Origin of the sequence: Cohnella soli, from assembly GCF_042655525.1 — a bacterium.
Classification (GTDB): domain Bacteria; phylum Bacillota; class Bacilli; order Paenibacillales; family Paenibacillaceae; genus Cohnella; species Cohnella soli.
Map to the genome: position 1 here is coordinate 1 of NZ_JBHSMI010000009.1, position 13659 is coordinate 13659.

The window sequence follows — 13659 nt, forward strand, 5'->3', positions numbered from 1 at the left end:
CAGCTATGCCGAAGCGCTCTGGTGAGAGGCTTCGGCACCACTTAAAAAAGTGACATTTTCTCGGACGAGTTAGGGTGACATTTTCTCAGAAGTTTGACAGGGAGCTCGCGACACGAGCACGACACCCCCTTGCACACATCAATGCCGCAAGAGCCCGAGCACGCGAAAACCGAATCCTTTGCTGCAGCCATTTCGGCGAGAAGTACTGCGTGCCACAATGCGAATATTCGACTCGCCGCCAAAGGAGACAAGCGGTATCATGACCGGTCGATAGAACAACGGACACCATTCATCGAACGGATCGTATTCCCGGAAAGGTTCGCCGTTTACCGAATACTCAAATATCCCCGTGTCTGGACCGCATAAGAGCAACAGTCCCGCTCCGCGTCCTTTCGTTTCGAACGCAATTGTCCCACCTTCGCCATCTGCCGCCCAATGACCCGCGGAATAGCGCCAGTTCACGGTATCGGCCGGCCTTCCGCTCCAGTCCATCCCTACCGTCATGGATGCTTCGATGGCGCTTAGCATACTCGCTCTGTCGTAGTTGTCTTCCCGCAGAGGGGCGGGAAGGACACGAGACCGTCCACCCCACTTCACAGTCGTCTCCCCCTCCAAGGGCCGCTCCTCCACTGCTCCCAACGCCAGATCAAGAAATTCACACAGCAGCGCAGCATAGAAAGCGTAGCCCGAGTCATTCGGGTGGACGCCGTCCGGTGCGAGCGACTCCCATGCGCCACCCTTCTCCATCCATTCGCGAACGCCCCCGACGAAAGAAACGGACGGAAGTCCGTAGTGCGACGCCACCTTCTCATGCGCCGCGATGAAAAACGGTTCGCTTTCGGCCATATTGTCCGCATCCGCCGAATAAAGCAGGACGATATCCGCCGAAGGTGATAGTGTTCGACATTGCCGAACGATGCCTTCCATGCCGCGAATCGTCTCGGCTGCCCCTTCCGGCGAGCGAAGCCGCTTCTGCCCATCGTTAACGGCGAACTCGACAAACAACAAATCAACGGCGCCGTCAAGGAAAACGTGCCGACGCAGCCGGTGGGCGCCGAACGATGAATTCGTCCCTCCGACGCCCGCGTTGACAAAACTCCACAGCATGTCAGGGTGCTTTTCCATGAAATATCGTTCCGTCAGGGCGCGCCAGCTCGTCTTGTCCGGATCTGAAGCGCCATATCCTTCGGTAATCGAACCTCCGAGAAACGCAACGGTCACGAGTTCTTTTCGCATGAGCTTCTCCATCAGCCTTGGCAATCCCTCACGCGGATGTATGTGTTGTTTGCTTAAGCGTTTTTCCATTCGCTTTCCTCCGGAAAGAGTCAGGCCCTCCGTAGCGGAGAGCCTGACCCTTCGATTATGGCGTCACTCTAAGCGCGTCCAGTAAAATATACGTTCCCGTTTTTTTGACGACTTTGATCGTATGCGTTCCCGACGAAAGCCCCTGAGCCGCATATACGGTCTGCTGCGTTTGCCGCGTCGGACTGTACGTATTAACCGTTGCTTTGAGCACGTTATCTATAAAAATATTGATTTCTCCTTGAGAAGCTTCCTTCTCGGTGATCACTTCTATTCCCGTCCCGGTAAAAGAATATTGGAACATCGGCGGATTCAAGGAAATGCCCGTCTGGTAGTGCACGTCGTCCTGGAAGTCGCCGAGGCCTCTCCCTGAGCTAAGCTGCCAGCCGCTAGAATAAACAATGCCGGAATTCGTATCATTGACGGTCGTCCTTGCAGGAACGGTATATCGCGCTTTGTCCGCGAGCATTGCGCTGCCCGATTTTTTCACGGCTTTGAGCACATGAGCGGTGTTGCCGAGTCCGCCAATGCTATACAGCGTCTGATCGGTTAGACGGTTTGCCGCGTAAGCGTTCACCGTCGTTTTGAAGACGCCATCCACGTAAATGTCTACATTGCCCATATCGGGACTTTTCGGACCGATCAAGTCGACACCCGTTCCTTTGAATTTGAATTCGAAGCTGTCTCCGTTTGTTGTCGTCGCATGAACGTCGTCCTTGTAATCGCCGCGGAGGTTAAAGGTCAAGTAAGTCGTACCGAGCGGTTTTGCCGCCAAATAGGCTTTCTTGATCGTCACCGTGTTGCCGGATAACGTATAGTCCGTTCCTGCCGTCAGAGTTGCAGCCCCGTCGCGAATACCGATCAGGTTGCTTGCGTCAACCGTCAGCGCAATAGAGATATCCGCTCGAGCCGACTTGTCGAAGCTCGCGCTATCCGGTACAATCGCGTCGGCGATCCGCACGTTCAGCCGGTCGAGCAGCATGTACGAGCCCGATTTTTTGACGACTTTGAGCGTATGAGCGCCCGAAGTCAATCCGGCAGCCTTGTACACGAGCTGTTGGGTCTGCCGTCCATTGCGGTACGTGCCGATTGTTTGCTTCAAGACGCCGTCGACATAAACGTCGATATCGCCCTGCGAATCGTCCTTTTCCGTAATCAGCTCGATTCCGGTGCCATTGAAGGCGTACTCGAAATACGCATTATTATTTTCGGTATAGTGGACATCGTCCTTATAATCCCCGAGTCCTCTGCCCGTCGAATGCCCCCAGACACCCGAATAAACAATCCCGACGTCGCTATCGTTCAACGAAAGGTAACGGCCGCGGTTCGAATCCGTCACAGCGACGACAAGCGTCTGCGTGGCACCTTCCGAGAAGGAAACGGTCAAACCCGCCGTCCCTTCCGGCAAGCCGGCCAGATATTCTTTCTTCACGCTCAGCGTATTGCCGGAAATCGTGTAGTCGTCGCCCTCGACAAGCGGCGTTCCTCCGTTCGTGATGCCGGCAATTGTGTTGCCGTTTAACGTCAAACTTGTTTGAACGTCGACTTGCGACGACTTATCAAAGCTGGCCGACATCGGAGTGATTACGCTGTTCCCAGTTGCCGTAGCGACCGTCGCTTTCAGCACATCGAGCAGCATATACGAGCCCGATTTTTTGACCGCTTTCAGCGTATGCGCCGCGTCGGGCAGTCCCGATACGCTGAACACGCTTTGCTGGACGAGACGTGACGCGTTGTACGTGCTTACCGTCTGTTGGAACACGCCGTCGATGTAAATATCCACGTCGCCTTGCGAAGAATCTTTTTCCGTAATGAGCTCGACTCCCGTTCCGGTGAACGCGTACTCGAAATAATCGTTGTTATTTTGCGTGTAGTGTACATCGTCTCCGTAGTCTCCCAGCCCTCTGTTCCAGCTGTAGCCCCAAGAGCCGGTATACACGATGCCCGCATCGGCGTCGTTAACCGACAGCGTCCGAACGGACGTGTCCGCGACATCGATGACGAGCGTTTGCGTCGCGCCGCCGGAGAAAGCGAACGTCAGACGCGTCGTTCCGACCGGTTGAGCGGCCAAGTAAGTTTTCTTAATCGCGACCGTATCTCCCGTTAACGTGTAGTCGTTGCCTGACACTAGCGCCGTACCGCCGTTCGAGATACCGACGAAGCTCGGACTTCCAGGCGTAATCGTCGTCTTGACGTCGGTTTGCGCCGATGTTTTCTTATCGAAGCTCGCGCGTGCAGGAATGATGAGGTCTGGAACCGTGTACATCAAACGGTCAAGCAGCATAAATGTCCCCGATTTTTTGACCGCCTTGAGCGTATGCACGCCTTCCGCGAGTCCGGAAACGTTGAACACGCTTTGTTGAACGAGACGAGACGAGTTGTATGTGCTTACCGTTTGCTTGAATACACCGTCGATGTAGACGTCAATGTCGCCTTGCGAGGTGTCTTTTTCTGTAATCAACTCAATACCCGTTCCTGTAAAAGAAAATTCGAAGCTGTCGTTATTGTTCTCGGTATAATGCACGTCGTCGCCGTAATCCCCGAGTCCGCGGCTCCAGCTTCGCTGCCAAGCTCCGGTATAGGCAATGCCGAAATCATCGTCGTTCGCCGAATAGAAGACACCGTTCGTCGTATCGATGATCGCGACCGATAAAGTCCGAGTCGTTCCCCCGCTGAAAGAGAAGACGAGATTCGTCGTGCCGACAGGCTGCGCGGCCAAATACGCTTTCTTGATCGTTGCAACGCTGCCGGATATCGTATAATCGGTGCCGGAAACAAGCGCCGTGCCGCCGTTCGAGATACCAACAAGCGTATTCCCGTTTAGCGTCAGTGTCGTAGCAACATCCGTCTGAGCGGACGTCTTCTTGTTGAATGAAGCTTGCTTCGGCTCGATCGAGCTGTTATGCGTGCTCGAGTCCCCGACTGCGACAACCAGATTTTGCGATGCTGCCGCCAGCTCGCGTCCGCCGTTGCGCGTCCAATCGCCGGTGTATTTGAAGCTTTGGTCGTCGTCGTTGGCGGTTACCGTTCCGCCTTGAGAGACGACTTTCAGCAATCTGGAACCGTGTGACGGCAAATTCGTCGAAGTATAGCCGGAGCTAAACGTGCCGAGATCGGTATGCGTCCACAGATCGCGCACCGTCGCGGAACCGCTCAGTCCGATGTCGCTCCAGTTAACCGTCACGTCGGCCGCGGTGCTTCCGAGATTAAACAATCCGACCGTGAACGAGCCGTCTCCGTTGTTCGTATACCAGACTTGCCGGTTCGTATCGGTCGATACCGGATGAGCCGGCCTTCCCGCCTGGTTAACGGCGATGACTTCGTCGTTCGTCAGCAGCCCGATGCCGAAGCTGTCCAAATTCGTCATGTCATTGCCGATGTAGAGCTGTGCGGACGACATCGCCCACAACGTCATCGCTGTCCGGCGTTCTTCCTGCGTCAAGCCGTCCATCGCGCCGTTGCCGACGTTTAGCGAATCGAAGTCGTTCCAGCCGCCGGGACCCGCGTCGCGCCACCAGAGGGCGGCGTCGGGGAACAGGCGGGCGATGTTGTTCCATTCGGTCAGCTTAACGCCGGGCTGGTAAGCTTCGACGTCCCAATCTACGCGCCAGCCGTTCGCATACTTCTTCCACGTGTCGGCATAGTTGTGGTCAAGAGCCCAGCTCAGCTCGAACCAGATGCCGTGAGGGGCAAGCGCCTGCGACCACGCGGCTACGTCGCCTCTGGCGTCGATTGTCGTGTCGTTGTGCCCGGAGCCCGGCGTTACGCTATCGAACTTCAAGAAGTCGATGCCCCATGAACCGAACAGATCGGCAATCGAATTAATATATTTCTGTGCGCACGAATTGGAGAAGTCGATTTTGTAGCCGAGATTCCAGTAGTCCGCCGTTGTGAGCGGCTGTACGGCGATATCCTGCATCGAACAGCCTGGCGCGCCGTATATCGGGAGATCCGCGTTGTACGCTTGAGGAGCCAAGCCGGGAATCATGTACAAGCCGATTTTCTGGCCGTTGGCATGAACGTAATTGATCACTTCCTGCAAACCGTTCGGATAAAGCGTCGTGCTCGGCACTGGCCGACCGTAACCGTCGATGCCGCCGTTCCAGCCGGCGTCGATATTGATGTACTCGTAACCGTGCGATTGCAACGTAGCGTGCATTGCGTCAGACTGCGCTTTGATCTGCGCGGCGTTGATCCAGGCCGAGTTGTTCGAGTACACTTGCATGCTGTAGCTGCTCCAGCCCATGTAAGGCTTCGCTCCGAGGCCGTTATTCGCCGCGTTCGCAACGTTCGTCGCAGGCGCCCAGCCCCCGAATTGCGTCAGAAGCAACGCGATAGCCGCCAGCAAAAGCTTCCCTTTACCGAACATGCTTCTCCGAACCGTGAACACATCATTCAGCTCCTTTGGCAGTGAAATGGAAAACAGGCGCCTTATGCATCGATAAAGCGCCCGCTTCTTCAATCTGAGCTTATTTCTTGAACGTGGATCCGTCGTACGCTTTTTGCAGAATTTCGAGGTAACGGTCGAGCTTCAAATCTTTCAAACCTTTCACATAGCCGTCCCAATCCTTGTCGAGGCTCTTGTTTCCAGTGATGAATTGCAGCGCGTTCTCGTCAATGTAAGTGCGGATGTTCGTTTGCAGCATACTCGCTTCATCCGTTTCTGCCGGATCGAGCCAGATTGCCCATAGCGGGAACAGCTCTTTCGGCTCATGGCCTTGGTACAGCAGCGTCGCTTGGTACAAGCGGCGCTCATAGTTCGCCGAATCGTAAATGTCGGTACCTTGAACGAAGCTGTCGCGGTATTCCTTCGGCATGTAGAAGTGACCCATGCCGCTCCATCCGGCATTGCGCGGCGCCTCGCCTTCGACCGCCGGAATCGTCGCCACTTGCGGCGTTACGCCTTCTCCGAGGGCAACTTCGCCGTCCTTCGGCTTTCTCCAATCGATGCCTTCCATTCCGGATGCGGCATTCGTCTGACCTTCCGACGTGAACATGTAGTCTACAAGCTTAATAAGAGCAATTTGCGCTTCTTTGCTTGCTTTGTTCGTTATCGCGAATTTCGCGCCCGGAGATACGCCGCCGCCGTCGTGCGTCGCGAGGGATACGCCGTTAGGTCCCGTCAATGGCGTTACCGGATTGTAGTCTTTGGAGTTTTTGTTGCCGACGTCGATGTTGACAAAGATAGCCGGGTGCATACCTGCGCCTGCTCCAAGAATTTGCGCGTCGCCGTTTTCGCCGATTTTCTTGAACGCTTCCGCGTTCTGCGTGAACGCGCCCGGGTCGATGAGACCTTCGTCATACAGCGATTTAATGTAAGTTAATCCTTGTTTCCACTCATCCGTGACCGCGGCGGAGCCTACTTTGCCATCTTTCAGCAGCAGATGGTTGCGATCGTCATCATAGACAAATGCGTTCATGAAGAACGGAACGATCCGTACGCCGAAATCTTCCGTCGAGCCGCTGAGCGGAACTTCGTCTTTCGCGCCGTTCCCGTTCGGATCGCCGTTTTTAAACGCTTCCAAAACTTTTTTGAAATCTTCCGTCGTCTTCGGCATATCGAGCTTCAGCTTCTCAAGCCACTTCGTGTTGATCCACATTTTGTTCGGATACGAGCAATGGAAACATTGAGTGTACGCAGGCAAACCGTAAATGTTGCCGTCCGGCGCGACGCTGAACGCTTTGAAGTCCGCGTTTTTCTCGAGTGCGGCCTTGATATTCGGCGCATATTGGTCGATGAGGTCATTTAGAGGGATGAGAACGCCTTGTTTGCCATACTTCAGCAAGTCTGCCTGAGAGAATTGGTCGATATAGGCCGTTAGCATATAAGCGTCCGGGTAGTCGCCGCTTGCCAGGGAAATTTGGCGTTTCTCCTTCGCACCGTCCGAAGGAACGGTTTCGAAATTGAACTTGATATTGAATTTCTCTTCCGCGAATAACGTGAATTTGTTCGTCTTCAAGTCGATGTTCGGCTCTTGCACCGCGAACAATTTGACGTTAACCGGCGCGGCAGGCGTCTCGGACGCCGACGCGGTTGACGAGCCGGATGACGCGGGCGCGGACGAGGAGGCGTTGCTACCGTTGTTGTTTTTGGAACAGGCAGTCATCACCATGCTTACCGCCAAAACGATAGCTAACAGGCTTGCGATTCTCTTTTTCGACACTTGCATTCGCTCCCTTTTCTCCATGTCATTTGGTTGATGCTCGTTCATTAAGCGCTTGCATTTCGTGCGTTCCGCTCGAGACGTGCCGACGGCGCGCTACATGCGCATCCCCCCTTTCAATGGAAGTCGGACAACCCTGGCCGAATCAGCCTTTAACAGAACCGACGAGCATCCCTTGAACGAAATGGCGTTGCACGAACGGATAAATAATAAGCACGGGCAGCGTGGCGACGACGATGAGCGAATACTTGAGCAACTCGGCAAGCTGCTGGCGCTCGACCTGCTTCATCGCGTCCATGACGGAGTTGCCGCTGTTGTTCTGGATGATGATGCTGCGCAGAATGAGCTGCAACGGATACTTGTCCGCGCTCTTCAAGTAGATCAAAGCGTCGAAGTAGGCGTTCCATTGGCCGACTGCATACATGAGAACGAGTACGGCAAGAATCGGCTTGGATAACGGCAGAACGACGCTTCTCATGAAGCGAAGGTCGCTGCATCCGTCCATCTCGCTCGCCTCGACGAGTTCGTCCGGAATCGACGATTGGAAGAACGACCGGGCGATAATCGCCTGCCATACCCAAACCGCGTTCGGAATGAGCAGCGCCCAGCGCGTGTCGATCATGCCGAGCGACTTGACAACCATGTACGTCGGGATCAAGCCGCCGCTGAACAGCATCGTGAACGTGACGATCATCATAATGGCGTTGCGTCCGTAAAACGTCTTGCGAGACAGCGGATAAGCGAGCATGACGGTCAAGGTGACGCTGATGAGCGTTCCGGCCCCTGTATAGAATAGCGAGTTGCCGTAACCGGTAAGCACTTGCGGATTTTTGAACAGCGTCTCGTAGCCTCTGAGCGAAACGTCTACGGGCCAAAGCCATACTTGGCCGGACGACACAGCGGTCGGGCTGCTAAACGAGCTGCTGACGATGTAGACGAGCGGATACAGCACGACGACGAGAACAATGCACAGGACAGCGTAGATCGCTAAGAGAAACGCCCGATCGGCATTGGATTCTTTAATTCTGGATACTGCAGATGCCATAAAATCACCCTCTCGATTACCAGATGCTTGTATTGGAAAAACGTTTGGCCAGCGCGTTCACCGTGAACAGCAGAACGAGGTTAATGAGCGAGTTGAACAAGCCGACCGCGGTCGCGAAGCTGTAATTGGCATTGAGCAAACCGATCCGGTACACGTACGTGGCGATAATTTCCGAATTTGCGATGTTCAGGTTGTTCTGGAGCAAATAAACTTTTTCGAATCCAATAGCCATGACGCTGCCCACGTTCAGGATCAAAATAATCGTGATCGTCGGCAGGATGCCCGGCAGATCAACGTTCCATATTTTCTGAAAGCGAGACGCTCCGTCCACTTTCGCCGCCTCGTACAGCGTCGGGTCTACCGCAGACAATGCTGCGAGGTAGATGACTGCGGAGTAGCCCGCAGTCTGCCAAATGTCCGACCAGACGTAGATGGACGAGAACATACCTGGGTTACCGAGAAAGTTGATCGAATCCAATCCGAGATGATTCAGGAACACGTTCGCGAAGCCAAGACGCGGTGCGAGAAACAGCATTATGATCGATACCATGACGACGGTCGAAATGAAATATGGCGCGAAGGTGACCATTTGTACAAGACGTTTGAACTTGCGGCTGCGTATTTCGTTCAGCATGAGCGCAAGCAGAATCGGAATCGGAAAACCCGCGAGCAGCAAATAGAAGCTGATGAACAGCGTGTTCTTGACGAGCTTCCAAAACACTGGGTTCTCAAAAAAGAGCTCGAAGTTTTTGAAGCCGACCCACGGACTTCCCCAGATCCCTTTCGTGACGTAATAGTCTTTGAAAGCGAGAACCGCGTTGAGCATCGGATAATATTTGAAAATCAAAAAGAATAATAGCGGCGGCGCGACGACGAGATACAATTGCCAATGTCTTGCAATACTTTTTACCGGGCCGAGTCGTTTGCCGACGGCTTCCATGTGGATCCCTCCCCTAGACGAGACGTGATGTGCTTTGATTCGAAGCGACTTTGACAGCGCTTTCTATAAGACCGATCATAGGGGAAATTCAGGGGCTCGAGGTAGGTACAATTGCGTCTTTCGACGTACAGATCTCCTGTTTTCGGGGGGACATTTCCTCGTTCTACGGCCATTTTGGGGTTTTCGGGCGCGGATTGGCGCTTCCGGGGTTGTCAACCATGTTGCCAAAGTTAGCCTGGAGGTCCGGTAGCTTTCGCTTGCACACAAGTTGCTGGAGAACGCAGCGACAGACTGGAAGCAAAAAGCCGTCCTCAGTAATTTATGGCTTGTGGATTAGCCTCAGCTCGGGTGAGGTTTCGTACGAGGAGTTGCTCGAAAATATCGAACATCTCGCTTTCGGACGGGCTCGCAGAGGGCAATTACTCGAAAAAATCGAACATCTCGTTCTCGGGCGGGGCTCGCAGAGGGCAATTACTCGAAAAAATCGAACATCTCGTTTTCGGGCGGGGCTCGCAGAGGGCAGTTACTCGAAAAATTCGAACATCTCGATCTCGGGCGGGGCTCGCAGGGGGCAATTACTCGAAAAAATCGAACATCTCGTTCTCGGGCGGGGCTCGCAGAGGGCAATTACTCGAAAAAATCGAACATCTCGTTCGCGGACAGGGCTCGCAGGGGACAGGTACTCGAAAAAACTGAACATCTCGTTCTCGGGCAGGGCTCGCAGGGGGCAATTACTCGAAAAAATCGAACATCTCGTTTTCGGGCGGGGCTCGCAGAGGGCAATTACTCGAAAAAATCGAGCATCTCGTTCTCGGGCAGGGCTCGCAGGGGACAGTTACTCGAAAAAATCGAACATCTCGTTCTCGGGCGGGGCTCGCAGAGGGCAATTACTCGAAAAAATCGAACACCTCGTTCGCGGACAGGGCTCGCAGGGGACAGGTACTCGAAAAAACTGAACATCTCGTTCTCGGGCGGGGCTCGCAGGGGGCAATTACTCGAAAAAATCGAACATCTCGTTCTCGGGCGGGGCTCGCAGAGGGCAATTACTCGAAAAAATCGAACATCTCGTTCCCGAGCGGTGCTCGCTGGGGACAGTTACTCGAAAAAATCGAACATCTCGTTCTCGGGCAGGGCTCGCAGGGGACAGTTACTCGAAAATATCGAACATCTCGTTCTCGGGCGGGGCTCGCAGGGGACAGGTACTCGAAAAAATCGACCTAATATTCCAAAGCGTATTTACAAATACTTGGAATTACATTAACCTTATTACAAATAATAGCTTTGTATTGAGCGTGAAGCACACGCCGCTGATCCCTTATGGGCTTGGCGGCGTTTTTTATTTTCCAAGGAGGCGATAATTACATGTTCGAAGCAGAATTTGATGCAATGTTAAAGAAACAAACGAAAGAAGCGCGAGGTCAACGCACGGAAATGCTCGAGCGCGATTTGGCAGGCACAAAATTAATGCTGGAGGTGCTCTATCCAGTACTGGGGACGCTAGAAGGAATCATACTTGAATATGAGATGACAGCATTATCCGGAGTGAAAATGTATAGCGACGTATACATAAAACGACTAAGAACTGTACTCGAAGAAGAACATTTTATAACGCATGCCGAGACGATTACCAGAAAGAGATTTTCTTTTGAGCGGGCTCGAGCTAGAACTATTGCCGTACATGGATATTCCTATTTCCCATACGGAAGGGATGAACTCGAAAAACAACCCGATCAATGTCGAAAAGATTTTCAAAGCTTAATTGACGCAAAGGCAAACACAGACAGATTGGGGGTCATGACTTTGCCAGTCTACGAGAGAGAAATATTGAGATCTGCATTATGGAGAGCGAATGAGTTTCAACTATCGGATGTCAGTTCGTGGCTGGGGCTTAAAAAAGAAACGGCACGAAAAGTTCTACGATCGCTCGAAGAGAAACAATTGATCCGCTTAATAGGCGGTGGGGATAGTAGATGTCACAAATTCTGTATTACGGAAAAAGCCGTAGCTCTTTTCCGTTAATACTTTGCTATTTCGAAAAAATCGAGCAATTAGCACTCGGGCAGGGCTCGCAGGGGGCAGTTGCTCGAGAAAATCGAACATCTCGCTCTCGAGTAAGGCTCGCAGGGGGCAGTTGCTCGAAAAAATCGGGCAATTAGCACTCGGGCAGGGCTCGCAGGGGGCAGTTGCTCGAAAAAATCGAACATCTCGCTCTCGAGTAGGGCTCGCAGGGGACACTTACTCGAAAAAATCGAACATCTCGCTCTCGAGTAGGGCTCGCAGGGGACACTTGCTCGAAAAAATCGAACACCTCGTTCGCGGACAGGGCTCGCAGGGGACAGGTACTCGAAAAAACTGAACATCTCGTTCTCGGGCGGGGCTCGCAGGGGACAGGTACTCGAAAAAACTGAACATCTCGTTCTCGGGCGGGGCTCGCAGGGGGCAATTACTCAAAAAAATCGAACATCTCGCTTAGATGGAGCTTTACGGAAGAAAGGCTGTCTCACAAGTCAATTCATGAATGATGAGACAGCCGCTTATTCATTTCGAAGCTTTGTTTTCTTTCGCCCATACATCGTAAGCTTGCTGCATAATTTCCACGTAACGTTCGGAGCCGAGCGCACGGAGGCTTTGGACGTAACCCGCCCAGCCTTCATCCAGATCTTTTTCCCCGGTGATGAATTGAATGGCATTTTGCTCGATTTCGTTTTTGACGTTCGCTTGGAGCATGCTGACTTCGTCGGCAACCGCGGGATCCAGCCAGACGGACCAGGCAGGATACGTCTCCGAAGGCTGATGGCCTTGGTAAAGCTTCGTTGCCTCATACAATCTCCTTTCGTAGCCGTCCGGATTGTATATGTTTATGTCCGCAACCCAGCTGTCCCGGTAAGCTTTCGGCATGTAGAAGTGCCCCATGCCGGCCCAGCCGGAGTTGCGGGGAGCCTCGCCTTCCTTCACCGGAATGCGCGCGTATTCCGCCTCGCTATCCGGGCCGAGCGCACGTTCGCCTGGCAACGGCTTGCGCCAATCGATGCCTTCTTTGCCGACTTCCGCGTTTGCTTGCCCGATCGGCGTGTACAAGTAATCCGCGATCCGAATGAGAGCGATGCGCGCTTCCTGGCTGGCCTTGTCCGTAATAACGAACTTCGCGCCTGGGGAAATGCCGGACTGGTAATAGACAGAATACGAGGCATGCGGGCCTCGTAGCGGAGGCACGGGATCGTAGTCGCTGCCTCTATCGTTGCCTGGCCCCGTATCCACGAAAATCGCCGGATGCATCGCGGCCCCCGCGCCAAGAATTTCCGCTTCCGCGTTCTCTCCGAGCCGTTTGAAAGCTTCCGCATTTTGCGTAAACGCGCCAGGGTCGATCAAGCCTTCGTCATACAACGATTTGACGTAAGCAAGTCCTTCCTTCCATTGAGGCGTATCCGCCGCGAGACCGACTTTGCCGTTAGTCATCGTCAAGTATGTCCTGTCGTCATCATAGACGAACCCGTTCATCAAATATGGCAGCACCCGCACGCCGAAATCTTCGGTCGAGCCGCTCAGCGGCACTTCGTCAGCAAGTCCGTTGCCGTTCGGGTCCCCGTTCTTGAAGGCGCGAAGTACGTTCCTCAGTTGCTCGGTCGTTGTCGGCATGTCCAGCCCCAGCTTTTTCAACCACGAGGAATTCATCCACAGCTTGTTTGGATACGAACAATGAAAACAATCGCTGAAAGCCGCTAGTCCGTAAATGTTGCCATCCGGTGCCGTACTTAGCGTTTTCAACCCCGGTTCCTTCGCGAGTGCCTCCTTAATATGGGGAGCATACTGGTCAATCAGATCGTTGAGCGGATAAAACACCCCTTGTTTGCCGTACCGAAGCAGATCAGCCTGCGAAAACTGGTCGATATACGCGGTAAGGATATAGGCATCCGGATAATTGCCGCTCGAGAGCGAAATTTGCCTTTTCTCCTTGGCGCCCTCGAACGGAACCGTTCGCCAATCGAACGAAACGTTAAACTTCTCCTCCAACAGCCTGGAAAATTCATTCGTTTTCAGGTCAAACGTCGCATCTTGCTGCGCGTAGACGCTGATCGCGATCGGACTTCCGCGTTGTTCCCGCTGCTCCGAATCGCTCGAGCCCGCGCAGGCGGGGAGCGCCGCGGCCATCGCGAGCAGCGAAATGGCCGTCGCAATCAATCTGATCCATCTATTCATAGCGCCCCTCC

The 13659-nt window shown here is 53.7% G+C and carries 7 protein-coding genes; 1 reads left to right on the plus strand and 6 read right to left on the minus strand.

What is annotated here, in order from left to right:
- Positions 1-138 precede the first annotated feature (138 nt).
- The 5 genes from ACFPOF_RS04690 to ACFPOF_RS04710 all read right to left on the minus strand — a co-directional run bounded on the left by ACFPOF_RS04690 (position 139) and on the right by ACFPOF_RS04710 (position 9451).
- Entirely contained in the window at positions 139-1305 is a 1167-nt protein-coding gene (locus ACFPOF_RS04690; protein ID WP_378130093.1) for an SGNH/GDSL hydrolase family protein, read from the minus strand.
- A 55-nt stretch (positions 1306-1360) separates the two neighbouring features.
- Positions 1361-5692 carry a X2-like carbohydrate binding domain-containing protein gene (locus ACFPOF_RS04695; RefSeq protein ID WP_378130095.1) on the minus strand — a complete coding sequence of 1444 codons (4332 nt, stop codon included), beginning with the start codon at positions 5690-5692 and terminating at the stop codon, positions 1361-1363.
- A gap of 79 nt (positions 5693-5771) precedes the next feature.
- Complete coding sequence (locus tag ACFPOF_RS04700; protein WP_378130439.1) at positions 5772-7415, minus strand: extracellular solute-binding protein; 1644 nt, start codon at positions 7413-7415, stop codon at positions 5772-5774.
- A 196-nt stretch (positions 7416-7611) separates the two neighbouring features.
- Entirely contained in the window at positions 7612-8511 is a 900-nt protein-coding gene (locus ACFPOF_RS04705) for a carbohydrate ABC transporter permease (RefSeq protein ID WP_378130097.1), read from the minus strand.
- Positions 8512-8527: 16 nt separating this feature from the next.
- A complete protein-coding gene (locus ACFPOF_RS04710; protein WP_378130099.1) occupies positions 8528-9451 on the minus strand; it encodes an ABC transporter permease in 924 nt (307 codons plus the stop codon).
- Positions 9452-10813: 1362 nt separating this feature from the next.
- On the opposite strand from ACFPOF_RS04710, the gene ACFPOF_RS04715 reads away from it, so the two are divergent.
- Positions 10814-11470: a hypothetical protein gene (locus tag ACFPOF_RS04715; RefSeq protein ID WP_378130101.1), complete on the plus strand. Its 657-nt coding sequence runs from the start codon at positions 10814-10816 to the stop codon at positions 11468-11470.
- Between the two features lie 519 nt (positions 11471-11989).
- On the opposite strand, the gene ACFPOF_RS04720 is transcribed toward ACFPOF_RS04715, so the two are convergent.
- Positions 11990-13648, minus strand: coding sequence for an extracellular solute-binding protein (locus ACFPOF_RS04720; RefSeq protein ID WP_378130103.1), 1659 nt, complete (start codon positions 13646-13648; stop codon positions 11990-11992).
- Positions 13649-13659: the final 11 nt, after the last annotated feature.